General features: G+C 59.5%; 25 protein-coding genes. 19 read left to right on the top strand and 6 right to left on the bottom strand.

Features of this window, described 5'->3' with window-relative positions; all coding sequences use genetic code 11:
* Window positions 1–10: 10 nt before the first annotated feature.
* Complete coding sequence (locus WCG50_RS00295) at window positions 11–367, bottom strand: phage protein NinX family protein (RefSeq protein ID WP_336897549.1); 357 nt, start codon at window positions 365–367, stop codon at window positions 11–13.
* A 197-nt stretch (window positions 368–564) separates the two neighbouring features.
* On the opposite strand from WCG50_RS00295, the gene WCG50_RS00290 reads away from it, so the two are divergent.
* The 4 genes from WCG50_RS00290 (at window position 565) to WCG50_RS00275 (ending at window position 3,502) form a co-directional block, all read left to right on the top strand.
* Window positions 565–1,971 carry an ATP-binding protein gene (locus WCG50_RS00290; RefSeq protein WP_336897548.1) on the top strand — a complete coding sequence of 469 codons (1,407 nt, stop codon included), beginning with the start codon at window positions 565–567 and terminating at the stop codon, window positions 1,969–1,971.
* A complete protein-coding gene (locus WCG50_RS00285; protein WP_336897547.1) occupies window positions 1,958–2,599 on the top strand; it encodes a response regulator transcription factor in 642 nt (213 codons plus the stop codon). Before WCG50_RS00290 ends, WCG50_RS00285 begins: the two co-directional genes overlap by 14 nt.
* Before the next feature lie 95 nt (window positions 2,600–2,694).
* On the top strand, window positions 2,695–2,817 hold the full coding sequence (locus WCG50_RS00280) for a hypothetical protein (protein WP_336897546.1): 123 nt from the start codon (window positions 2,695–2,697) through the stop codon (window positions 2,815–2,817).
* Window positions 2,818–2,830: 13 nt separating this feature from the next.
* The gene (locus WCG50_RS00275; RefSeq protein ID WP_336897545.1) at window positions 2,831–3,502 is read left to right on the top strand and encodes a hypothetical protein; all 672 of its coding nucleotides are present in this window, start codon (window positions 2,831–2,833) and stop codon (window positions 3,500–3,502) included.
* Window positions 3,503–3,505: 3 nt separating this feature from the next.
* On the opposite strand, the gene WCG50_RS00270 is transcribed toward WCG50_RS00275, so the two are convergent.
* Window positions 3,506–3,772, bottom strand: coding sequence for a hypothetical protein (locus WCG50_RS00270; protein ID WP_336897544.1), 267 nt, complete (start codon window positions 3,770–3,772; stop codon window positions 3,506–3,508).
* 176 nt (window positions 3,773–3,948) lie between these two features.
* Between WCG50_RS00270 and WCG50_RS00265 the strand changes: the two genes are divergently transcribed.
* Window positions 3,949–4,302 carry a hypothetical protein gene (locus tag WCG50_RS00265; protein ID WP_336897543.1) on the top strand — a complete coding sequence of 118 codons (354 nt, stop codon included), beginning with the start codon at window positions 3,949–3,951 and terminating at the stop codon, window positions 4,300–4,302.
* Here the strand turns inward: WCG50_RS00265 and WCG50_RS00260 are convergent.
* The gene (locus WCG50_RS00260) at window positions 4,238–5,194 is read right to left on the bottom strand and encodes a LysR substrate-binding domain-containing protein (protein WP_336897542.1); all 957 of its coding nucleotides are present in this window, start codon (window positions 5,192–5,194) and stop codon (window positions 4,238–4,240) included. The genes WCG50_RS00265 and WCG50_RS00260 overlap by 65 nt on opposite strands.
* A gap of 270 nt (window positions 5,195–5,464) precedes the next feature.
* Here WCG50_RS00260 and WCG50_RS00255 point away from each other — a divergent pair, with 270 nt between their 5' ends.
* From WCG50_RS00255 to WCG50_RS00230, 6 genes are all read left to right on the top strand, one after another.
* The gene (locus WCG50_RS00255) at window positions 5,465–6,661 is read left to right on the top strand and encodes an acyl-CoA dehydrogenase (protein ID WP_336897541.1); all 1,197 of its coding nucleotides are present in this window, start codon (window positions 5,465–5,467) and stop codon (window positions 6,659–6,661) included.
* Between the two features lie 427 nt (window positions 6,662–7,088).
* A complete protein-coding gene (locus tag WCG50_RS00250) occupies window positions 7,089–8,339 on the top strand; it encodes a CaiB/BaiF CoA-transferase family protein (protein WP_336897540.1) in 1,251 nt (416 codons plus the stop codon).
* Window positions 8,340–8,371: 32 nt separating this feature from the next.
* Window positions 8,372–8,872 carry a GNAT family N-acetyltransferase gene (locus WCG50_RS00245; protein ID WP_336897539.1) on the top strand — a complete coding sequence of 167 codons (501 nt, stop codon included), beginning with the start codon at window positions 8,372–8,374 and terminating at the stop codon, window positions 8,870–8,872.
* Between the two features lie 46 nt (window positions 8,873–8,918).
* A complete protein-coding gene (locus WCG50_RS00240; RefSeq protein ID WP_336897538.1) occupies window positions 8,919–9,287 on the top strand; it encodes a type II toxin-antitoxin system RelE/ParE family toxin in 369 nt (122 codons plus the stop codon).
* 23 nt (window positions 9,288–9,310) lie between these two features.
* Window positions 9,311–9,646 carry a helix-turn-helix transcriptional regulator gene (locus WCG50_RS00235; RefSeq protein ID WP_336897537.1) on the top strand — a complete coding sequence of 112 codons (336 nt, stop codon included), beginning with the start codon at window positions 9,311–9,313 and terminating at the stop codon, window positions 9,644–9,646.
* Window positions 9,647–9,653: 7 nt separating this feature from the next.
* Window positions 9,654–10,628 carry a hypothetical protein gene (locus tag WCG50_RS00230; RefSeq protein ID WP_336897536.1) on the top strand — a complete coding sequence of 325 codons (975 nt, stop codon included), beginning with the start codon at window positions 9,654–9,656 and terminating at the stop codon, window positions 10,626–10,628.
* A gap of 3 nt (window positions 10,629–10,631) precedes the next feature.
* Here WCG50_RS00230 and WCG50_RS00225 read toward each other — a convergent pair whose 3' ends face one another.
* The 3 genes from WCG50_RS00225 to WCG50_RS00215 are packed head-to-tail and all read right to left on the bottom strand — an operon-like array spanning window position 10,632 to window position 12,747.
* A complete protein-coding gene (locus WCG50_RS00225) occupies window positions 10,632–11,546 on the bottom strand; it encodes a DMT family transporter (protein ID WP_336897535.1) in 915 nt (304 codons plus the stop codon).
* Window positions 11,547–11,556: 10 nt separating this feature from the next.
* Window positions 11,557–12,075, bottom strand: coding sequence for a flavin reductase family protein (locus tag WCG50_RS00220; protein ID WP_336897534.1), 519 nt, complete (start codon window positions 12,073–12,075; stop codon window positions 11,557–11,559).
* 9 nt (window positions 12,076–12,084) lie between these two features.
* Window positions 12,085–12,747, bottom strand: coding sequence for a DsbA family oxidoreductase (locus WCG50_RS00215; protein WP_336897533.1), 663 nt, complete (start codon window positions 12,745–12,747; stop codon window positions 12,085–12,087).
* A gap of 167 nt (window positions 12,748–12,914) precedes the next feature.
* Here WCG50_RS00215 and WCG50_RS00210 point away from each other — a divergent pair, with 167 nt between their 5' ends.
* The 8 genes from WCG50_RS00210 to WCG50_RS00175 all read left to right on the top strand — a co-directional run bounded on the left by WCG50_RS00210 (window position 12,915) and on the right by WCG50_RS00175 (window position 24,094).
* Window positions 12,915–16,070 carry an EAL domain-containing protein gene (locus tag WCG50_RS00210; protein ID WP_336897572.1) on the top strand — a complete coding sequence of 1,052 codons (3,156 nt, stop codon included), beginning with the start codon at window positions 12,915–12,917 and terminating at the stop codon, window positions 16,068–16,070.
* A gap of 171 nt (window positions 16,071–16,241) precedes the next feature.
* A complete protein-coding gene (locus WCG50_RS00205) occupies window positions 16,242–19,553 on the top strand; it encodes a response regulator (RefSeq protein WP_336897571.1) in 3,312 nt (1,103 codons plus the stop codon).
* Window positions 19,554–19,556: 3 nt separating this feature from the next.
* Window positions 19,557–20,558: an HD domain-containing phosphohydrolase gene (locus tag WCG50_RS00200; protein ID WP_336897532.1), complete on the top strand. Its 1,002-nt coding sequence runs from the start codon at window positions 19,557–19,559 to the stop codon at window positions 20,556–20,558.
* Window positions 20,559–20,684: 126 nt separating this feature from the next.
* A complete protein-coding gene (locus WCG50_RS00195; RefSeq protein ID WP_336897570.1) occupies window positions 20,685–21,254 on the top strand; it encodes a cytochrome b in 570 nt (189 codons plus the stop codon).
* Window positions 21,255–21,285: 31 nt separating this feature from the next.
* Complete coding sequence (locus tag WCG50_RS00190; protein WP_336897531.1) at window positions 21,286–21,858, top strand: YceI family protein; 573 nt, start codon at window positions 21,286–21,288, stop codon at window positions 21,856–21,858.
* A gap of 70 nt (window positions 21,859–21,928) precedes the next feature.
* On the top strand, window positions 21,929–22,501 hold the full coding sequence (locus tag WCG50_RS00185) for a YceI family protein (protein ID WP_336897530.1): 573 nt from the start codon (window positions 21,929–21,931) through the stop codon (window positions 22,499–22,501).
* Between the two features lie 83 nt (window positions 22,502–22,584).
* Window positions 22,585–22,821 (top strand): helix-turn-helix transcriptional regulator, encoded by a 237-nt coding sequence (locus tag WCG50_RS00180; RefSeq protein WP_336897529.1) that lies wholly within the window; start codon window positions 22,585–22,587, stop codon window positions 22,819–22,821.
* Window position 22,822: 1 nt separating this feature from the next.
* Window positions 22,823–24,094, top strand: coding sequence for a type II toxin-antitoxin system HipA family toxin (locus WCG50_RS00175; protein WP_336897528.1), 1,272 nt, complete (start codon window positions 22,823–22,825; stop codon window positions 24,092–24,094).
* Window positions 24,095–24,102: the final 8 nt, after the last annotated feature.

Raw genomic sequence — 24,102 nt, 5'->3', positions numbered from 1 at the left:
CTTGCGCGCGTTAATTCAGCGCGTGCTCGGCCTGTCTGAAGGCGGTGTCTTCCACTTCATCGCCAAACTGGGAGGCCACATAAGCCCGCATAAACCACTTGATGGGCTCGTTCACGAGGGCATTGAGGGTCTTCCAGTCGGGGCCAAACCACTCAATGAGGACGTCCTCCAGCACATACCATTCGTTGGAGACGATGGGGCCGGCCTGAGACCAGTCGCTGGCGGGGCTGAAGGTTGATGGGTGCCAAAGCCCGCTTTCCGGGTCATGCTGGTCCGTGGCCAAGGGCTGATCAGGGCTCAGTTTGAGCCCGCATGATTTGGCTACCCAAAAATTCAGCCGGGATCCTTCAAGTCGTTTGACGTTCATCTGCGTCTCCTTCTGGTTGCGGTCGTGTTTGCCGTGGATTCATGGTAGCCCTGCACAAACAAGCCAAACAGGCCTGAAGGGTGTGACTTGAAGGACCGAGGGTCTGAAGAATCATCAGACTTTGGTCCCTGACGCGCCCACAGGCACACTGTTACAGTGATTGCCCACCCCCAGTCAGGAACCCATGAACGCCCGCCATGAAGCCATTTTTTAGTCAGCTGTCACTGTCCCGGCAGTTTCTGTGGGTAAGTTTCCCGATCCTGCTCGGTGCCACGCTGACGATGGGTTGGTGGGTCGGCCGACAGGTGCAAGACAGCGTGGTGCACCGCATCGGCAGCGTGACGGCGTTGTACGTCGACAGCTTCATTGCGCCACATATCCAGAGCCTGGGCAACCAGACCGATCTCACCCCGCACGACCTGGAGATGCTGAACGCCGACCTCAACGGCACCCCGCTCGGCCAAAAAATCGTGGCGCTGAAGATCTGGCGCAAGGATGGCACGGTGTTGTTCAGCACCGACGCCAGCGTCATCGGCAAAAAATTCCCGATCGATGACGGCTTGGCGCAGGCGCTGACTGGCCAGATATTTTCAGAAATCAGTGAGCGCTCTGACGACCAGCAGCAGGCGCATGGCCAGGTGCTGGCACGCCTGATCGAGACTTACACCCCGCTGCACGCTGACCGCACCGGCGAGGTCATGGCGGCGGCCGAGTTTTATGTCAAGCCGGATGACGTGGACCGCGAAACCCGTGCCGCCCAGCGGCGCAGTTGGCGGGTGGTGGCCGGCACCATGCTGGCGCTGTACCTGGGCCTGTTTCTGGTGGTGCGCCGGGGCAGCCGCACCATAGACGAGCAGCAGGCAGAACTCGGCGACAAAGTCCGGCAACTCACCGCCTTGAATGCGCAAAACCTGCAACTCCAGGCGCGGGTCATCAGCGCGGCGGAGCGTGCCACCGCCGTTAACGAGAACTTTTTGCAGCGGGTCTCGGCCGATATCCATGATGGCCCGGGGCAAGATCTGGGTTTTGCACTGATGCAACTCAAAAACCTGGGTGACCAGAGCCTGGCCGATGGCGACAGGGCGCACGAAGCTTGGGGGAAAGGCCTGGCGCCTGCAAGGGCGGCGGTGGCGTCGGCCCTGAATGATTTGCGTGCCATGTCCGCCAACATTGAACTGCCCGACATTGCCTCTTTGGGCGCTTGCGACATTGCGGCCCGTGTGGTGCGGGATTTTCAGGCCAAGACCGGGGCGCAGGTGGCGCTGCAGGCCGCAGCGCCCGACGTCAATGTGTCGTACCGGGTCAAGGTCGCGCTGTACCGGGTGTTGCAGGAGTCGTTGGCCAACACCTTGCGCCACGCGCAGGGCAAGGACGTCCGCGTGCTGCTGACGGGAGATAGCCTGCGCCTGACGCTGGAAGTGAGCGACCAGGGTCCGGGCTTTGATCCCCGTGAAGCCGCCAAAAAAGGACGCTTGGGTTTGCACGGCATGCGCCAGCGCATTGAGGTGCTGGGCGGTACATTTGAAGTTCAGACAGCCGAAGGCGCGGGGACGCTGATCCGCGTGGTGCTGCCACTTATTCAGGATCAACATGACAGTCAGTAATCCCGTCGATATTCTGGTCGTGGACGACCACCCCCTGTTCCGCCAGGGCGTGGTGCATTCACTGGAAATGGATGCCGGATTCAGGATCGTGGGGGAAGCCTCTTCAGGCGAGGAAGCCCTGACATTGGCCTTGGCGCTGTTGCCCGACGTGGTGTTGCTGGATGTCAATATGCCGGGCTGGAGCGGTATCGTGACGGCCGAAAAAATCGCTCTGGCGTGTCCCGCCACGGCGATCGTGATGCTGACCGGCTCCGAGGACAAAGACAAACTGCTGGCCGCCCTCAAGGCCGGCGCCCGCGCCTACGTGCTCAAAGGCGTGTCGGCCAAAGAGTTGGCCAAGGTGGTGCGCGCGGCGGTGGCGGGCGAGGTCTATGTGTCGCCGTCCATTGCGGTTGAAATGCTGGTGTCCCTGACGCAGGGCAAGGCGCCCAACCCCTTGCAGGAATTGACTGACCGCGAGCGTGAAATTCTGGCCTTGATTGGCACCGGCCTGACCAATCGGGAGATCGGCGAGAAGATATTCCTGTCAGAAAAAACCATCAAGCACTACGTGACCAATATCCTGCAAAAACTGCAGGTACGCAGCCGCGTGGAAGCCGCGCTACTCGCGAGTCGGCAGAACCACTAACTAAAAAATAAATACCTTGCATTAGGAATCCGTAGGTTCATACTTCTACTCCGTTTTAGTCCTGATTTTTCCCCCCCCCCTAAATTGGAGACAGTATGTTGAAAAAGTTGATTCTTGTTGTCGGTATGATTTTGCTTGGCTTGGCCATCACAAATTGCGGTGGCGGTGGTAGCGCAGCCAGCGTAGACAAGCTCACCATCGTAGGTTCTGGTAGCTAGCCCTGTTTAAAAAATGACCAGGAAAACTATTATGAAACCATCCCGTTTTATTTCAATCGCCGCAGTACTTTTGGCAACCAACGCGTTGGCAGGAACTGTGCTTCCACCTGTTGATGCCAGTTCTTTGAAATTGAAAGTGTATTCAATCATGCTTTCTACGAGTGCGCTGTGTACCAGTCCTATCACGGTGTTTTCAAGCGCGGTGCCCACAGAAGTCGATTTTTTGGCGTCGCCAACTTTGGGCAGTGGCAACCCCGCTGACGGCACCTACAACTGCGTCATCATCAAAATGTCTGACAACATCAAATTCAAACCCACGACGTCGTCAGGCAGTTGTGTCTCCGGTGTTGAGTATGTCAATGATGTGTGTAGAAGTGACAATGGCGGCACGACCCAGGCACCTGATGCGGTTGGTGCTGCAACGAGTTGTACGGGTACGGATCCTTTGCCAGTTCCGGACATCGTTCATCTGTATTTGACGACCAACGCCTTGGCCGGTACAGGTGGAAATACATTTTTGCAGCCGACAAGTTCTTCAAGTACCAATGGCATAAAACTGATCTCGCCGCTGGTTGTAGCCGGGACTGCGAAATCAAAATTTGTCGTTAACGCCGCAGGAGCGGTAGATGGAAGCAATAGCACCTGCGGCATGAATCCGCCCGCCTTTGGTTTTGTCAAGTTATAGCGTTCAATGGGTAGGAAGGGTTGCAGCGCAGGGGGACTGGCGCAGTAGCAAAGCAGCGCAGCTTTGCAGCGCCGGTGAGTCCGAGGCTTGCGCAAGCTGGACGAGGTTGGCGACATAGGCCGGGTCGCAGTGCAGACGGGTGGTGTCGATCCACCAGCCTTCTCCGGCCATGAGCCATTTGAAATCAACTTCAACCAACAGTGAAACGCCTTCCTCGCTATTCACCACGGGTGGATCGCTTGGGAGGTCGGGAGTTGTCAGGTTTTGCATGGTAATTACTCCTCATGCTTAGGGAGATGGGGCTTTAACGCCGCTTGCAAAGTATGGGCTGACAATGAAAGGGTGCTCGCTCTAAAAGGGGGAGAAAAACGACGTTTATCAAACGAACGGAATGCGTTGTGGATCGGGCAGTGAGCGGCGCAGCCGGTTAAGAAATGACGCGCACAATGAACCCTGCACACAACCGAGCCCGCTCCATGACCTACACCGAACGATTTTCAGCCGCTGAGCTGGCCCAAGTGATCAACGAAAGCTTTGTTTATATGTGTGCCTGCCCGGCCCAGGTGGCTGAGGGTATTTTGAAGCTGCGCGAGCTGTACCGCTACCAGATGACGTGCTTGAACGACACCAGCAACCAAGTGCTGGTCCACCAGGCCATCGCCGCCAGCACCATTGCCGCGCACGCCGAACTGGAAGCCTGCATGGAAAAGGTGCTGCGCCTGGAAGGCTGGGATCTCACGACCCTGAAGATGCCTGAAAGCCTGCGCAACCGTCAGATGAAGGAACTGCTGGCGGATTAGCCACCGCCTGCTGCAGCCAGGCCAGAAAGGTTTTCATCACCGGGCGCTCGTCGGCGCGTTCGGGCGTCACCAGGTAATACGCGCGCTCGCCGGGCACGGCTTGGCCACTGGCCAACACCAACTCCCCGCGCAACAACTCCCCTTCGATCAACAAACGCGGCACCAGCGCAAGTCCCAAACCGTGGCTGGCCGCTGCCGCCGTCATGGAAAACAACTCGTAGCGCGGGCCAGCCAGGGCCTGCGGCGCGTTCACGCCTGCGGCCTCGAACCACTGGCGCCAACTGTCCGGGCGGGTGCTTTGTTGCAGCAAGGGGAGCTGGGCCATGGCCTCGGGCGTCAGGGTGCGCTGGGTGCCCAAAAACCGGGGGCTGCAGACCGGCACCACATCCTCGGCCAGCAGCCGGGTGGCGCGGGTGCCCGCCCATTGGCTCACCTGCGCCGGGCTGCCGGAGTACAGCGCGGCGTCAAACGCGGTGTCGGCAAACATGAAGGGGCGCGTGCGGGTTTCGATGTGCACCGTGATTTCGGGGTGCAACGCGGCCAGCAGCGGCAGGCGCGGAATCAGCCAGCGGGTGGCAAAGGTGGGTACCGCCGCCAGCGTGATCGTGCCGCCGCTTCCCTGGTTGGCCATGGCGTCCAGCGTGTCGCGCTCCAGACCTTGCAGCCGCGGCGCCACCGAACGCGCATAGTCGGCCCCGCGCTCGGTCAGCGCTACGCCGTGGCGGGTGCGGCGAAACAGCGCCATGCCCAAAAATTCCTCCAGTGCCGTGATTTGGCGCGACACCGCGCCCTGCGTCAGCGACAACTCTTGCGCTGCGCGGGTGTAACTCTCGTGGCGGGCGGCGGCGTCAAAGCAGGCCAGGGCTTGAAGGGAGGGGATTTTTCTGCGCATGATGTGCGGAATATACACATAAGTTTGAATGCGCAATTAAAAAACGCTACTTAATTTATAGCTTCTTGCGCATTTACATAAAGGGCTAGAGGTTAATTTGATCAATATGTCCAGGCTAAATTCCAAGGGCCTAATAGATCCATATATTAGTAAAACGCATGACTGAGTGATGAACTATCGTTTGCTCAAGGGGTGGCTGTCCCGCTACCATGCACAACATGCTGCCGTTGCAGCCCCGAATAATTTCACTTTCACCTCACGGAGATACACATGGCCCACGCTTCTTTCAACTGGCAAGACCCGTTTTTACTCGACAGCCAACTCAGCGATGAAGAACGCATGGTGCGCGATGCCTCAGCCGCCTATTGCCAGGACAAACTGCAACCGCGCGTGATCGAGGCCTTTCGCAAAGAACAAACCGACGCCTCCATCTTTCGCGAAATGGGCGAACTCGGTCTGCTAGGGCCAACGATCACCGAAGCCTACGGCGGCCCCGGCCTGAATTACGTCGCCTACGGCCTGATCGCCCGCGAAGTCGAGCGCGTGGACTCGGGCTACCGTTCCATGATGAGCGTGCAAAGCTCGCTGGTGATGGTGCCCATTTTTGAGTTCGGCACCGAAGGCCAGCGCCAGAAATACCTGCCCAAACTCGCCACCGGCGAGTGGATTGGCTGCTTCGGCCTGACCGAACCAGACCACGGCTCCGACCCCGGTTCCATGATCACCCGCGCCCAGAAAGTGCCAGGCGGCTACAAGCTCAGCGGCGCCAAGATGTGGATCTCCAACTCCCCGATTGCCGATGTGTTTGTGGTCTGGGCCAAAGAGGTCAGCGAGAGCGGCCAGGTCGGACCGATCCGCGGCTTTGTGCTGGAAAAAGGCATGGCCGGTTTAACCGCACCTGCCATTCACGGCAAAGTCGGTTTGCGCGCCAGCATCACCGGTGAAATCGTGATGGACGGCGTGTTTTGCCCCGAAGAAAACGCCTTCCCTGAAGTGCAAGGCTTGAAAGGCCCGTTCACCTGCCTCAACAGCGCCCGCTACGGCATCGCCTGGGGCGCCTTGGGTGCGGCCGAAGACTGCTGGTTCCGTGCCCGTCAATACACCATGGACCGCAAACAGTTTGGTCGCCCCTTGGCCGCCAACCAGCTCATCCAGAAAAAACTGGCCGATATGCAGACCGAGATTGCACTCGGTTTGCAGGGTTGTTTGCGCCTGGGTCGCATGAAGGACGAAGGCACAGCATCGGTCGAACTCACGTCGCTGCTCAAGCGCAATTCGTGTGGCAAGTCGCTCGATATTGCCCGTTTGGCGCGCGACATGATGGGTGGCAACGGCATCTCGGACGAGTATGGCGTGGCGCGGCATTTGGTGAATCTGGAGGTGGTCAACACCTATGAAGGCACGCACGATATTCATGCCCTGATTTTGGGTCGGGCGCAGACGGGGATTGCGGCTTTTTCTAACTGATATTGTTTTTGCGCTGGTTTTTGGTTCTATGTTGATGGTTTTGTGGGGCAGCGTTTGGGGTCTTTGTCCCCGCCTCATCTGTCAAAGGCCCAGAAAATCGGCGGGGACAAAGACCCCAAACGCTGTCGTTAACAGGGTGTGGCACCACGAGGGAATACCGAACCGCTCTGCGTGTTGCGTGCATTCGGAATTAGGTATTCGTCATTCGGTTTGCTGCTTTCTGTATGCCTCAGCCGCGTAACACCGCCGGCTCACGTCATGAGGGGGAGTCCCGGGGGGCGATTTTCTGGGCCTTTGACAGATGAGCCCCCCGGGACGCCCCCTCGTGACTAGTAGCTCCGCCAAAGCCAACCCTACCCAGAAGTCCTGCCCAAAAACCCAAAACCAAACGCCAACCAAGCAACCAAACAAGCGCCAGGAACAAAAAATGACAACCAAACCCGCCGCCCTCGCACACCTCAAAGTACTAGACCTGTCCCGCGTGCTGGCCGGCCCGTGGTGCACCCAAATGCTGGCCGACCTGGGCGCTGACGTCATCAAAGTCGAACGCCCCGGCGCCGGTGACGACACCCGCCACTGGGGCCCGCCGTTCATGCAGGACGCGCAAGGCAACGACACCGACCAGGCCACCTACTTCACCGCCTGCAACCGCAACAAACGGTCCATCACCCTCGACATGGCCCAACCCGAAGGCCAGGCGCTAATCCGGCAAATGGCCTTGCAAAGCGACATTTTGGTGGAGAACTTCAAGGTCGGCGGACTCAAAAGCTACGGGCTGGATTACGCCAGCCTCAAGGCGCTGAACCCGCGCCTGATTTACTGCTCGGTCACCGGTTTTGGCCAGGACGGCCCGTATGCTGAACGCGCGGGTTACGACCTGATGATCCAGGCCATGAGCGGCATGATGAGCATCACCGGCCGCGCTGACGATGTGCCCGGCGGCGGGCCGCAACGGGTAGGCGTGGCCATCACCGACATCCTGACCGGCGTCTACGCCTGCAGCGCCATTTTGGCTGCCATCGAAGTGCGCCACAGCAGCGGCGAGGGCCAGCACATCGACATGGCGCTGCTCGATGTCGGCATGGCGATGCTGGGCAACCAGGGTGCCGGATTTTTGAACACCGCTCGCGTGCCGCAGCGCCAAGGCAACAGCCACCCCAGCCTCGCGCCCTACCAGGACTTTGCCACGCAGGACGGCGCCATGCTGCTGGCGATTGGCAACGAAGGCCAGTTCAGCCGCTTTTGCGAGGCGCTCAAGCACCCTGAATGGGCGACCGATGCCCGCTTTGCCAGCAATACCTTGCGGGTGCTCAACCGCGAAGCGCTGGTCGCCCTCATGCTGCCGGTCACCCGCAGCCAAACCACGGCCCACTGGATCACCTTGCTGGAAGACAAAGCCGTGCCCTGCGGCCCGATCAACGACATCGGTCAAGCCTTTGCCGATACCCAGGTCAAAGTCCGGGGTTTAGTGGTCAATCAGCCTGTAGCCCACGTTGTATATGTGCAGACAGCTATTGAATCAGTAGCAACAGTGGCCAGCCCGCTGCGCCTGACTGCCACACCGCCGGTGCTGCGCCGGGCGCCACCGGCCTTGGGCGAGCACACCGACGAAGTGCTGGCCGAGCTGGGGCTGGATGCAGCGCAAATTGCCGCGCTGCGACAGGCCGGGGTGGTTTAGCCCTGTTCTGTGAACCCTCCAACGCCCTCGCCATGACCCTGATTCCTACCCAGCACCCCCAATTCACCCTGCGCTTTGCCACGCCAGACGACGCTGGCTTGGTCGTCAACTTCATGCAGAAGCTCGGCACCTACCAAAAGATGGCCGACAAAGTCATCGCCACCGAAGCCGGGATTCGTCAGCTGCTGATCAAGCAAAAAGGCGAAGCGGTGTTTGGCATTTACGCCGGTGAAATGGTCGGCTTTGTCTATTTTTGCCAGACCTCGTCGGCCTTTATCGGGCAGTCCGGCCTCTACATCGACGGCTTTCTGATCGACGATGCCCTGCGCCACAAAGGGCTGGGGAAAATCATGATGGCGTTCATGTCCAAGCTGGCACTTGAACGCGGTTGCCAGCGGCTGGAATGGGGCTGTCTCGATTGGAACGAGCCCACCCTCCAGTTTTACAAAAGTCTGGGCGCCTACGGTGTCGACACCATGACCATTTACCGTTTTGCCCCCGAGCAACTGAAAGCCAACGCAGCTTTGTTTTAAAGCGGAATCAGTTTATAAATTAGACCCATATAGGTATAATTTAAGTATGCCTAAAACCCACCACGAACCCAAGCCTTTACTTTGGGTAGGGTCTGCCAAAAAAGATCTTCAGGCTATGCCCGAGGAGGTGCAAGATGCATTTGGTTATGCGCTGCACTTGGCGCAGGCGGGTGGCAAGCATGCACATGCCAAGCCATTGAAGGGGTTTGGTTCGGCGGGCGTGCTGGAGGTCGTGGAAAGCGAGTCAGGGAGTACTTATCGGGCGGTTTACACCGTCAAAATTGCCAGCGCCGTGTATGTTCTGCATTGCTTTCAGAAAAAATCAACCTCGGGTGTGGCCACGCCCAAGCCCGATATGGACTTGGTGCGCGACCGGCTCAAGGCGGCCTTGGTCCATGCCGGCCTATCGCAGTAACCATCAAAAATTAAGGAGCCATCATGAGCACCATTCCCATTGAAGAAGGCAGCAGCAATGTCTACGCAGACCTTGGCATGGCCGAGGCACAGGAGATGCTGGTTAAAGCCAAGCTGGCCAGCAAAATCGGCGACATCATCAAGCGTCAAAACCTGACCCAGCAACAAGCGGCCGAATTGCTGGCCATGCCGCAGCCCAAGGTCTCCAAACTGCTGAACGGACAATTCAGGGGCATCAGCGAAGCCAAAATGCTGGACTGCCTCGCCCGGCTGGGGCGGGATGTCGACATCGTGGTCAAGCCGGCACGCAGGCGGACTGCCGCAGGTGCCGTGGGGCGGGTCAATGTTGTTTTCGCCTGAGTCATCGATGAATTACAAACGTGTGATGGCACTGGCCTTGTCGCTCAGCGCTGCCTTGGTCGCGGCACCTGTCAGCGCCCAACCGGTCACCTTCGGCCTGTTTGGCGACACGCCTTACAGCGCGTGGGAACGGGACCATTTGCCTGATTTGATCGCGGAGATGGAGGGTGAAAACCTGGCCTTTGTGGTGCACGACGGCGACATCAAGAACGGTTCCAGCGAATGCAGCGACGCCGTGCTGCGCGACATTCGGGATGTGTTTCAGGCCTCCAAAACACCGCTGATATATGTGCCGGGCGACAACGAGTGGACCGATTGCCATCGCAAAAGCAACGGCAAATACGACCCGCTGGAGCGATTGGACAAACTGCGCGAACTGTTCTTTGCGGGGGATGTCGCCCTCGGCCAGCGCAAGCTGGTTCTCAAGCGCCAGAGCCATGATCCTGCATTTTCAAGCTACCGCGAAAACGTACGCTGGGAGGCCGGTGGCGCCCTGTTCGTCGGGCTCAACCTGCCGGGCAGCGATAACAATTTTTACGGCACCCACCAAAAGGACAAGGGCGGCCCGGTGCCGGAGTTTGTCGAGCGTAGCGCGGCCAATCGGGTGTGGCTGGCGCAGGCGTTTTCGCACGCCCGCACTAAAAAACTGGCCGGTGTGATGGTCGTGATCCAGGCCAATCCTGAATTTGAAGACATCAACAAGGGCAAGCGCCAGCCGGGCTATGAAGCTTTTGTCGCACAACTTCTCGAAGAAACGCAGGCTTTCGCAGGTCAAGTGGTGCTGGTGCATGGCGACTCGCATTCGCAGCAGATCAACCAGCCGATGATCGACCCTGTGAGCCGGCAGGTGGTTAAAAACTTCACGCGGGTCGAGACCTTTGGCTTCCCGTTTTTTGGGTGGGTCAAGGCCACGGTCGATGCGCGTGACCCGCAGGTGTTTCGGTTTTCGCCGCGCCGCTGGCTCAAGGCACCTGAAAATTAGCCCTTATTCGGTCGCGGCGGTGACGGCCGGTTTGCGGTTCACCAGCACGATGCCCCCCGCCACCATGGACAACGATGCCATTAAATTAACCGTGACGGGTTCGTGCAGCCAGGACGCACCAAACAGCAACGCAAAGACCGGGGTCAGAAACACAAAGGCCGAAATCTTGGTCGCCGGGTAGCGCCCCAGCATCCACATCCAGGCCAGATAACTGGCAAACGCGCCGATGACGGTTTGCGCCGCCAGCGAAGACAGGGCAAAGGCGCTGAACTGCCAGACCCAGCGCTCCGCCAGCCCGAGGGACAACAGCGGCAACGCCAGTGCGCTCACCGCCACTTGGTAAAAAAGCAGTTTTTCGGGCGACACGCGGGTCAACCCAGAACTGCGAATCACCACCGTGGTTAAACCCCAGAACATGCCAGCGGCCAGTGCCAGCAGGTCGCCTTTCCATTGTTCGGCGGAGCTGGTTGCGCCCAGGCCTTCGCCCAGCGCAAACACCACCGCCAAAAAGGCCAACGCCAACCCTAACCACTGCACCGGGCGCAACTTTTCAGAGCTGACAAACAAGGGCAGCAAGACCGCGACCCAGAACGGCGCGGTGTAGAGAAAAACCGTCAGGCGCGAGGCCGGTGAAAACTTCAGGCCGATGTAGAGGCAGGCAAACTCCATGGCAAACAGGCCGCCCGCAAGCAGGCCGGGCCACAGCGATTGGTCCCGCTCAAACAACTTCACTCCGCGCCACGCACACCACAGCCACAGCAGCAGCGTGGCCCCGGTAAAACGCAGAGCAGCCTGAAACACCGGTGGCAACTCAGGAATGGTGGCTTTCACCAGCACCTGCTGAAAGCCCCAGAACAGGCAGCAGACCAGCAGCAGGCTGACCGCAAGGCCGTCCAGATGCTCTTTGCGCGCGGGCATCAACGCAGCCTCACAGCGGATGTTCGGTGTAGAACTTGCCGCCGTGGTAGAGCAACGGTGAAGCGTCAGCACGGTGGGTGCAGCGTTCGACTTCGCCGACAAAGATGGTGTGGTCGCCTTCTTCGTAGCGGCTGCGGTTGAAGCACTCAAACGAAGCCGCCGCGCCTGCCAATAATGGCGCACCGCCCACACCTTCAATGAATTCAACATCCGCAAAGCGGTCCAAGCCCTTGGCCGCAAAGCGCAGCGCCATGTCTTTCTGGTCAGAGGCCAGAATGTTGATGGCGTAGTGCGAGCCTTTGCTGAAGGCCGGCATGGAGGCCGCCGCCTTGGAGAGGCTCCACAGCACCAGCGGCGGGTTGAGCGATACCGAGTTGAACGAGTTGGCGGTGAGCCCCACCAGTTCGCCTTCTGCTGTGCGGGCGGTCACGATGGTGACGCCGGTGGCAAACATGCCCAAGGCGGTGCGGAACTCGGGTTGGGAAAAGTTGGGGGTTTGGGCCCGAAGGCGCCGGTCAGTCAAAGTCATAAGATCAATTTAACCGACTTTGGACTTAGCCGCTTGCAGCATGGCCCCCAGCAGGGTGGCGGGGTCATGGGCCCCCGAAACGCTTAACTGCTGGTTGAAGATGAAAAAGGGCACACCGGTCATGCCGAGGCTGCGGATGTGGGCGTCGGCCTGGGCCACCACCTCCAGGTGTTCGGGGTCGGTCACAAAATTGCGGGCGTCTTCGCCGTTCAGGCAGGCTTCTTCGGCAATTTCAGCCAGCACATCGGGGCTGCCGATCAGGCGGTTTTCGACAAAGTAAGCTTGAAACAGACGTTCCATAACGTCGCTGACATTGGCGTCGCCCGCTTGGGCAAAGGCGATCAGGGCGTGGGCGGCCAGCGTGTTGGGTTGCTTGCTGATGCCGTCGATGTACAGGGTTAGCCCCACCGCTTGACCGGCAGCGCGCACGCGTTCGTAAATCTCGGCGGCCTGCTCTGGCCCACCAAACTTGTCTTCCAGGTACTGCTTGCGCGGCATGCCGGCGGCGGGCAGGTCGGGGTTGAGCTGGAACGGGTGCCAGCGGATGATGACGTTGGGAAGGTCAGCGGCTTCGGGCAAGGCCAGGGCGGCCTCCAGTTTGCGTTTGCCGATGTAGCACCAGGGGCAAACGACGTCGGACACGATGTCAATGGTCAGGGTTGGAGAGTTCATCTGTAAATTGTAGGGTGAGGGCGTAACGGCTGTAGGGCCGTCAGGAAATGGCCAACTACTGTCAACTGGCATCTGTATACTTAAAAACCGGGAACAATTTGACTGCGCAGGCACTGACCGGCGTGGCGAAAAAACAAACCTTTACCGGTTTTCTTACCCAGCCCACCATGACCTCGTCGGCGCCACTGCAGAGTTCCCTCAAAACCAGGATCACGTTCACCACGTTGGTCGTTTTGCTGCTGGGTCTCTGGTCTCTGTCTTATTACGCCAGCCAGATGCTGCGCCGTGACATGCAGCGCTCGCTGGGCGAGCAGCAGTTTTCTACGGTTTCCATGGTCGCCACAGGGGTGAACGAAGAGTTGGTTGAACGACTGGATGCGCTTAAAAGCCTGGGCAGCCACATCAACCCGTCCATGATGCCCAGCAACGAATCGATTCAGGCCCTGCTGGAGCAGCACCCGGTGGAGCTTTCAATGTTCAACGGCGGCGTATTCGTCACCGGTCTTGATGGCACGGCCATCGCTGATGCGCCCCGAGTGGCTGGACGAATGGGTACCAATTACCTCGACCGGGATTCGGTCTCTGTGCCGCTGCGCGAGGGCACGCTCTGGATCGGGCGGCCCAACATGGGCAAGACATTGAAGGCCCCGATTTTCAGTCTGTCAGCGCCCATTTTTGATCCCCAGGGCAAGGTGATGGGTGCAGTGGTCGGGACGATTAACCTGGACCGGCCTAACTTTCTCGACAAAATCATGGGTGGGCATTACGGCAAAAGTGGGGGCTATTTGCTGATCGCGCCCCAGCACGGCCTGATCGTCACCGCAACCGACAAGAGCCGCAACATGCTGCCGATACCGGTCACGGGCGTCAATGCCATGCACGACCGTTACATGCAGGGTTTTGAAGGCTACGGAGTGGCCGTAAGCTCCCAAGGCGTGCAAGAACTGTCGGCGGCCAAAGGCATACCGGTGGCGGGGTGGTTCATGGCCATCACGCTGCCAGCGGAGGATGCGTTCGCGCCAATCCATGCGATGCAGCAGCGCATATTTTTCGCAACGCTCATTCTCACCTTGCTGGTGGGCGGTCTGACTTGGTGGGCGACCTGGTGGCTGCTCCGGCAGCAACTTTCGCCCATGCTGGTTGCCACGCGCATGCTGTCGAATATGGCGACAAACAAGCTGCCGCCCCAGCCCTTGCAGGTGCACCGGAAAGACGAAATTGGGGAGCTGATTGGCGGTTTCAATAACCTGCTGGGCACCTTGGGCCAACGCGAAGCCTTGCTCAAGCAAATTCTGAATATCTCCAGCGTGGCAATTTTTCTGGTGGACAAAGAAGGGGTCATCTCGCAGCCCAACCAGCGCATGGCCGAGATGTTCGGGATGCCGCTGGCAGACCTGGACGGCAAAGAGTATGTCGAGCTGGTGCACCCCAACGAGCGGGAAGCCGGGCGCAAAAATATGCGGGCCTTGCTGAACAGCCAGGTTCAGTTCGTAGAAGTTGAGCGCTGCTACTGGCGGGCCGACCAATCCGAGTTTTGGGGCCACTTGACGGGCCAGCGCTTTATCGATGCCAATGGCGAAGACCGCGGCTTGGTGGGCGTGATTGCCGACGTGACCCAGCGCCGCCAGGCCGAGGCCGAGTTGCACATCGTCGCCACCGCGTTCGAGTCACAGCAAGGCATTGCCATCACCGATGCCAACCGGACCATTTTGCGGGTCAACAAAGCGTTCACCGAAATCACCGGCTACACCTCGGCCGAAGCGGTGGGGCAAAACCCAAGTCTGCTCAGCAGTGGTCGCCACGACGCTGTTTTTTACGCCGCCATGTGGGACGCCATCGCACGCGCAGGCAAGTGGCAGGGCGAAATCTGGAACCGGCACAAAAGTGGCGACGTGTTTCCGGAGTGGCTCACCATCACGGCGGTCAAGAACGGCGAGGGGCCGGTCACGCACTATGTGGCCACCTTCAGCGACATCACGGACCGCAAGGCCGATGAAGAGAAGATCAAAACACTGGCCTTTTACGATCCGCTGACCTCTTTGCCCAACCGCCGCCTCCTCATGGACCGGCTGGAGCAGGCACTGGCCGCCTGCAACCGCCATAACCGCAATGGCGCCTTGCTGTTTGTGGATCTGGACAACTTCAAGACCATCAATGACACCTTAGGCCATGACAAGGGTGACCTGCTGCTGCAGCAAGTGGCCAAGCGGCTGACCCTGTGCATTCGGGAAGGTGACACCGTGGCGCGGCTCGGCGGCGACGAATTCGTGGTGATGCTGGAAGAGCTGAGTGAATACGAGTTGGAGGCTGCGACCCAGGCCGAAGTGGTGAGCGAAAAAATCCTCGCCACGCTCAACCAGACCTATCAATTGGCCAGTTATGAGCACCACAGCACGCCGAGCATTGGCATCACCCTGTTTGGGTCGTTTCAGGAAGGTATTGAAGAACCCCTGAAGCGGGCTGATCTGGCGATGTACCAGGCCAAGGCCGCAGGCCGCAACACGGCGCGTTTCTTTGACCCGCAGATGCAAGCCGTGGTCACGGCACGGGCGGTTTTGGAGACCGGTTTGCGCGAGGCGGTGGCCAAAAAGCAGTTCCTGCTGCATTACCAGCCGCAAGTCATCGGCGCGGGCCAGATCACCGGTGCCGAGGCGCTGGTGCGCTGGCTGCACCCGCAGCGCGGCATGGTGTCGCCGGCTGAGTTCATCCCGCTGGCCGAAGATACCGGGCTGATCTTCTCGCTGGGCAACTGGGTACTGGAAACCGCCTGCACTCAATTGGCGCGCTGGGCCACCGTACCCGCGATGGCCGAGTTGACGCTGGCGGTGAACGTCAGTGCCCGGCAGTTTCACCAAAGCGATTTTGTGGCGCAGGTGCTGGCCGTGCTGGCACGCACCAGCGCCAACCCGCACCGGCTCAAACTGGAGCTGACCGAGAGTTTGCTGGTCACCAATGTAGAAGACGTGATTGCCAAGATGACGTCTCTGAAGCAAGTGGGTGTGGGCTTCTCGCTGGATGACTTTGGCACCGGTTTCTCGTCGCTGTCGTACTTGAAGCGACTGCCGCTGGACCAGTTGAAGATCGACCAGGGCTTTGTGCGCGATATTTTGGTGGACCCCAACGACGCCGCCATTTCCAAAATGGTGGTGGCTCTGGCCGAGACCCTGGGCTTGGCGGTGATTGCCGAGGGGGTGGAGACCAATGCGCAGCGGAACTTTTTGGCGGGGCAGGGTTGTCATGCCTACCAGGGTTATTTGTTCAGCCGACCACTGCCGCTTGATCAGTTTGAGGCATTTGTGGTGAATTATCGGCGCCAAACTTAACATGTCGTATGTTAAATAAGCTGTAACCCTCGTAATATAAGCAAGTATAGCTATTATTTGTATAGCAACAAAAGGTAAAGCGAGAGTATGTCAAGTGCAGACCGCGAACAAATAAACGCCAGGGTCCCGGCTAAATCGCAAAAAAGGGACTCTGAAACGGGCCGGTTGCGTGTGCTGCTGCTGCTATTTGTCGCCCTGATTCTGGTGGTGCCCCTGGCCAGCCTGACCGTCGTCAAGATTTACTCGCCTCAGGTTGAACGCGAAACCTATGCCAACCTGGTAGCCATCGCCAACCTCAAAGCCGGTCAGATTGAAAGTTGGTTGCTTGAGCGGCAAAAAAATGGTCTGGCCATCATGGCCGACGAAACACTGGCCCTGGACATCAGTGACATGGTCTCGGGCAAGTTTGATGAGGCGCGTTGGGCGCGCGTCCAGCGGTATTTCAAAAGTTTGCGCCTGACCTACGGGTATGCCGGCATTGTGTTGACCACGCCAGAAGGCCGCTTGCTGTTGTCCACTGGTGACTACATGGACAGTGGCGATGAAACGGAGTGGCAAGCGCAAAAAATATCCCGCGGGCAACCGTGGCGCAGTGCCATTTACCTGGATGCCCGAGGCCATGCCCACATAGACTGGCTGGTGCCCATCAGCGCTTCAGGACGGTCGAATGATCCGCCTGTGGCGGTCCTCATCTTGCGTATCGATGCCAACCAGTTTCTTTATCCTGTGATCAAAACCTGGCCCACCGCCAGCCCCAGTGGAGAGACGCTGCTGGTGCGCCGCGAAGGCGACAAGGCCGTGTTTCTAAACGACCTGCGGCATAAAAAGGGCACGGCCTTGGTGCTGGCGCCCGCCATGAGCACGGTTGATTTGCCTGCCGCCAACGCTATTCGCGCCAATGCGCCGGGCACCACCGAGGGCGTTGATTACCGCAACATGGCGGTGCTGGCCGCTTACCGCCCGGTGGCGGGCACCGATTGGCATCTCATTGCCAAGCTCGACCGGGAAGAGGTGTTTGCGCCGCTTCATGCGTTGGTGCTCTGGGTTGCCTGGATCTCTTTTGCGGCGGTACTGGTGTTGTGTGCGGGCATGCTGTTGTTGTGGCGCCAGCAAAGTCGAGTGCAAAGCCTGGCCGGGTTGGCGCAACGCTCGCAAGCCGCGCTGGAGCACAGTCGCCTCGACGAGTCGGTCAAGGAAAGTCAGGCTCGGGCCCAGATGTTGATTGACTCGGCACTGGACGCCGTGATCAGCGTGGACCAGGTGGGACACGTCATCGGCTGGAACAACCAAGCCGAGCAAATTTTTGGCCACACTGCTGCGCACGCCATGGGTTGCGATATGGCCGACTTGATTGTCCCGCCCGCTGTGCGAGGGGCGCATCGCAAGGGCATGGCGCGTTTTGTCAGCACCGGCCAGTCAACCATCATGGGCAAACGTATCGAAGTACAGGGGCTGCGTGCCAATGGCACTGAATTTCCGATGGAGCTGACGATCTCGACCTTGTTCCAAAACGACAAGCACTTTTTCAGCGCCTACGTCCGGGACCTGTCGGAGCACAAGGCCAGCGAAGACCAGAAAGCGCGCTTGAACCAGGAGCTGGCGCAGCACCGCGATCACCTGGAAGAACTGGTCATCAACCGCACGGCACAGTTGGTCGAGGCCGGTGAAATTGCCGCTGCAGCCAACCGAGCCAAGAGTGCCTTCCTGGCCAACATGAGCCATGAAATTCGCACGCCCATGAATGCCATCGTCGGCTTCACCCATTTGCTGCGCCGCGCCGGGACCACACCGGATCAGTCAGAGCGACTGGGCAAGATTGAAGGGGCGGCCAACCACCTGCTGTCCATCATCAACGACATTCTTGACATCTCCAAGATTGAGGCCGGTCACCTGAAACTGGAGCAGACCGACTTTCATCTGGGCAGCCTGCTGGACAACGTGTATTCGCTGATCTCCGACCAGGCCACGGCCAAGGGTCTGGTGGTTGAGGTCGACCCCAGCAGCGTGCCACTCTGGCTGCGTGGCGACCCTACCCGACTGCGCCAAGCCTTGCTTAACTACGCCGGGAACGCCATCAAATTCACCGCCACGGGGTTCATTGCCCTGCGTGCCCAACTGCTGCAGGAAGAAGCGGGTGAAATTCTGGTGCGCTTTGAAGTGGAGGACACCGGGATAGGTATTGCTGCGGAAAAACAAGGAAGCTTGTTTCAGGCGTTTGAGCAGGCCGATGTCTCCACCACCCGCAAATACGGCGGCACCGGGCTGGGCCTGGCCATCACCCGGCGACTGGCTCATCTAATGGGTGGCATGGCGGGCGTAGACAGTGTGGCCGGGCAAGGCGCCACCTTCTGGTTTACCGCACGCCTGCAGCGCGGCCAGGGGCGCATGGAGGCGCAAGAGGCGAGGCAGGCCGATGGCGCCGAGCTTGAATTGCGCCGCTACGCCGGCAAGCGCATCCTGCTGGTGGACGACGTGGATATCAACCGGGAAATTGCCCAGCAATTGCTGGAGGGCACCGGCTTGCTCATCGACCACGCCTGCGACGGCCAGCAGGCGGTGGACAAAGCCAGTGCCACGGCCTATGACCTGATCTTGATGGATTTGCAGATGCCGGTGATGGACGGTCTGGAAGCCACCGGCGCCATCCATGCGCTACCGGGTCAGTCGGCAACGCCCATTTTGGCCATGACCGCCAATGCCTTTGATGAAGACCGGCGCGCTTGCCTGGCGGCTGGCATGGTGGACTTCATCTACAAACCGGTGGACCCGGGGGTGCTGTACCGGACGCTGCTGAAGTGGCTACCCCCGTTGACGCTTGATGCGTCCAAAACGCACGAAGCCCTGGCTGCTATGCCGCTGCCTCTTGCATCAAAACTGCCGCCCGTCTCCGACTATTTACCAGGGATGGACGTTCGCCGGGGCTTGAGCACCTGGCGCCAACCCGAGGTGTATGCCAAGTTTTTGCGCAAGTTTGCGTCTGATTACGAAGACAGTGTGCGCGTCATGGCGCAAGCCCTGATCAACCCGCAAGACGGGGCGGCAGGGGCGCTGGCCCACAAGCTCAAAGGGGCGGCCGCCAATCTCGCGCTGACCGATGTGGCCCGGCTGGCGGGCGCGGTTGACCAAAAGCTGAAAGCCGGTGTGCAGGTCACGGCCCTGTTGCCTCATTTGCAAAAGGCGCTGGAGGTGGCGTTGGCTTCGATTGACCGGTATGCGCCGCCCATGCCCGCTGCTGCCAGCACTGACCTCTACCTTGACGCCGCGCAAACCAAACAGGTCGAGCCCCTTTTGCACGCCTTGCTGCTGGCGCTGGATGCGGACAACCCGGACCTGGCCGAACCGCTGATTCAACGATTGGCCGCACTGCTGGCGCCAGAACACCTGCAACTGGTGCGCGACACGCTCAGCGATTTTGACTTCAGGGGCGCCCAGGCGGCCACCCGACAACTGGGCGAGCGCCTGGGTATTTCCTTGGAGGGCTAATAGATGCTGGCTACCCTTCTGATCGTTGATGACGAGCCTGCCAATCTGGCCCTGCTGCGCCAAATTTTGTCACCCAAGTATTCGCTGGTGTTTGCGCGCAGCGGCAGAGAAGCCTTGGCCGCCGCCCTGAAACATCGACCGGCGCTGATCCTGCTCGACATCGAAATGCCCGACATGGACGGCTACACCGCGTGCCGCCTGCTCAAGGCCGACCCGCTGACCGAGCGCATTCCGGTCATCTTCGTGACCAGCCTGTCTGACATTGGCGACGAGACCGCCGGGTTTGAAGCCGGTGCGGTGGACTACATCATCAAGCCCGTGTCGCCCGCCATCGTGCACGCCCGGGTTCGCACGCACCTCTCGCTGGTGAGTGCCAAACAACTGGCCGACAGCTACCACGACGCCATTTACATGCTGGGCGAGGCCAGCGAGTTCAAGGACGCCGAGACCGGCACGCACATCTGGCGCATGGCGGCCTACAGCAGTGCGTTGGCGCAAGCGGCCGGTTGGGAGGCATCCGCCTGCCAACAACTGGCGCTGGCAGCACCAATGCACGACATCGGAAAACTCGGCATACCAGATGCCATCCTGCACAAGCCCGGCAAGCTCGACGCTGACGAGTGGGGGGTGATGAAGACCCACTCGCGGGTGGGTTACAAAATCTTGTCCAAGAGCACCTCGCCGCTCCTCCAGATGGCGGCCACCATTGCCCATTACCACCACGAAAAGTGGGATGGCAGCGGCTACCCGGATGGACTGATCGGCGAAGCCATACCCGAGATGGCGCGCATCGTGGCGGTGGCGGATGTGTTTGACGCCCTGAGCACCGTGCGGCCCTACAAACAAATCTGGCCGCTGGACCGCGTGATGGAGACCCTGCAAAGCAGCGCGGGCAGTCATTTCGAGCCCCGTTTGATCGATCACTTCGTGCGCATCCTGCCGCAAATTCTGGCCATCAAGGAAGCCTGGCAAATGCGTGTTGCGGAGCGAAAAACCCCGATTTAAGTTCAAAAAAACTGAATTGAAACTTCAATCTGGTTGAACACGTTTAAATGTGTTGACCTCTAAACTTTGTGTACTTCGCAGGTTTTCCCTGTGAAACCCATTTTTAGAAGGTCTCTCGTGGTCACCATTTCAACTTCAGGTTCAACAACGGCCCCATCGCGTTACTCGCCCTTGGCGATGGCCTTGCACTGGTTGCTGGCGCTGGTGATCATCGGCCTGTTTGCGGTCGGTGTTTACATGGCCGATCTGCCGTTTTCGCCGATGCGCCTGAAACTGTTCAACTGGCACAAATGGGCTGGGGTCACCCTTTTGGCGCTGTCGGTCTTGCGCTTGCTGTGGCGCCTGACGCACCGCCCACCGGCTTTGCCCAAAACCATCGAGCTAGCGATGCCAAGCTGGCAACTGCAGGCCTACCACGCCACACACTACCTGATGTACGCACTGTTTTTTGCCGTGCCCCTGATCGGCTGGGCCTACAGCTCGGCGGCCGGTTTCCCCATTGTCTGGTTCGGCCAGATTGCTTTGCCGGATTTTGTGTCGCCCGATAAAGAACTGGCGGCCCTGATCAAACCGCTACACGCCCTTTCGGCTTTTGCGCTGATGGGTTTGGCGGGTCTGCACGTCGCTGCCGCCCTCAAGCACCACTGGGTTGACCGTGACGGTTTGCTGAACCGCATGTTGCCCGGTCGGGCTTGAACTTTTGACCCGTATTTTTGAAAGCATTTTTATGAAATTCAATTCACTCACTTGGCCTCTGGCCGCAGCCTTGCTCAGCGCCGCCGCGCTGCCCGCCCTAGCAGAGCAAAAACTGCTGCCGGCGCAAAGCGACATCAGTTTTGTCTTCAAACAAATGGGGGTGCCGGTAGAAGGGCACTTCAAGAAGTTTGACGCGCAGATCGCCTTCGATGCGGCCAAACTTGCCACCAACAAAGTCGCCTTCACGGTCAACATTGCCAGCGCCACCCTGGGTTCACCCGAGACCGACGCCGAGTTGCCCAAGTCGGAGTGGTTCAACACCGCCAAATTCCCGCAAGCCACCTTTGCCTCCTCCGGTTTCAAAGCACTGGGGGCTGGCAAGTACGAAGTGGCGGGCAAGCTCAGCATCAAGGGCCAGAGCCGCGATGTGGTGGTGCCGGTCAGCATGACCCAAACCGGTGCTGTGACGATGGCCACCGGCGTCTTCCCGATCAAGCGGTTGGGCTTCAAGATCGGTGAGGGCGATTGGGCCGACACCTCGATGGTGGCCGACGATGTGCAAGTCAAGTTCAAGCTGGCCCTGAGCGGGGTTGGCAAGCTTTAAGTTTTTTCGTGAGTGCGAGATCATCGCCGTTTTCTTTGTTTTGTATTTAACTTTCTACTGGAGTTTTCTCATGCGTTTATCTCTCATTACCCTCGCAGCCGCCACCTTGCTGGCTGGCGTTTCCCAAGTTCAAGCGGCGACCTACGCCGTGGAACCCACCCACACCTTTGCCACTTTTGAGATCAGCCACTTTGGCACCACCACCAACCGTGGTCGTTTTGATAAAAAAGAAGGTACGGTTCAATTTGACCGCGCCGCCAAGACCGGCAGCGTCGAGATCGTGATCGACACCACCTCCATCAACACCGGCACCGCCGCTTTCAACAAGCACCTGCAAAGCGCTGACTTGTTTGACGCAGCCAAGTTCCCCACCGCCACCTTCAAGTCTGACAAGTTCAGCTTCAATGGCGACAAGGTGTCTGAAGTGACCGGCACCCTGACCCTGCTCGGCAAGACCCAGCCCGTCACGCTCAAGGCCACCAACTTCAACTGCTATGACAGCCCGATGATCAAGCGCGAAGTGTGCGGCGGCGACTTCGAGACCACCATCGACCGCACCCAGTTCGGCATGAACTACGGCATCGATTGGGGCTTCCCGAAAAACGTGCGTTTGATCGTTCAGGTCGAAGCCGTCAAGCAGTAATCTTTCCGTAAAACCATCCCGTTCGGGGTGGTTTTAATGTCAAGGGGTCAATTGCGGTCATAATTTCCCGAACAGGAAACAACATGACTACTCTCATTGACACCCCAAAAACACTGGGCCAGGCGGTCCGCGCGGCCCGCCACCAACTGGGCCTGACCCAGCCCCAGCTAGCCTTGGCCGCCGGAGTTGGCATTCGCTTCGTCGTCGAGCTGGAAGCCGGTAAACCCACCGTGCGGCTTGAGAAAGTGCTTTGCGTGTTGCACGCGCTGGGTGGGCAAGTGGCCGTCAACGGTCTGCCCACAGGCAGCGAAGGCGCCTGACATGCCCAGGCAACTTGCCGTCTGGCTGTCGGGTCACCCTATTGGCACCCTGGCCCAGGTTGATGGCCGCTTGAGCTTCAGCTATGCGCCGCAGTGGTTGACCCATGCTGAGGCCCGACCCTTGTCGCAATCGTTACCGCTACAGACAGAGCCGTTTGATGACCGCGCCACGCGCCCCTTCTTTGCGGGCCTGCTACCCGAAGGCGACAAACGCAAACTCGTCGCAATGGCCCTGCATGTCTCCCGCCAGAACGACTTTGCCCTGTTGGACGGCATTGGTGGCGAGTGCGCCGGTGCCGTGACCCTGCTCGAACCTGGGCAAACCCCGCAGGCCACCGAAGCGACCAACGCGGTGCGCTGGCTGCCCAACCCCGACCTGCTACGCGTGCTGGAAGACATGCCCCGGCGCCCCATGCTGGCCGGTGAGCAAGACATGCGTTTGTCGCTGGCCGGAGCGCAAGACAAACTCCCCGTGGTGGCGCAGTTGGAGGCCGGTCAGGTCCGCATCGGCCTGCCCCGGTTTGGCTCCCCCAGCACCCACATTCTCAAACCGGCCATTCCTGGCATTGAGGGCAGCGTCTTTAACGAAGGGTTTTGTCTGGCGTTGGCGCACGCGATCAAACTGGACGTGGCCCGTGCCGCTATCCATAGCGTTGAAGACCGTGCCTATCTGCTGGTTGAGCGTTACGACCGCCAGCGCACGCCCGAAGGCCAATGGACGCGCCTGCATCAAGAGGACTTTTGCCAAGCCTTGGGCTTGCCGCCCGAAACCAAATACCAAAACGAAGGCGGCCCTGATCTGGCACAGGCCTTTGCCCTGCTGCGCCACGCCACCCGGCCCAGTGCGCCACACATTTTGAAACTGCTGGACTTTGTCATATTCAACGCCTTGGTTGGCAACCACGACGCGCACTCCAAGAACTTCTCGTTGCTCTACACCCCACAGGGTGCCGTGCTGGCCCCGCTGTATGACGTGTTGTCCACAGCGGTTTACCCCCGACTCACCGACAAAATGGCCATGAAGATCGGCAGCAAATACAAGTTTTCTGAAGTCGAGGTGCGACACTGGGCGCAGTTGGCGGTAGCCGCCGGGCTGTCGCCCGCGCTGGTCAAAAAACGCATTCTTGAGATTGCCAAGCGCCTGCCAGACTTGGCCCATAAAACCCAGGCCACGTTTACGACCCACCCCGTCATTGGGCAGATCGTGACGCTGATCGACCAGCGCTGCGCCCTGACCACCCGCCGCCTCGCCACCGATAGCCCAGCCGCGTGAGAGTAGTC

This window comes from Rhodoferax sp. (genome assembly GCF_037143375.1).
GTDB lineage: Bacteria > Pseudomonadota > Gammaproteobacteria > Burkholderiales > Burkholderiaceae_C > Rhodoferax.
Note: the sequence above shows the minus strand (reverse complement) of the source record. Positions and strands in the feature narration are given on the sequence as shown.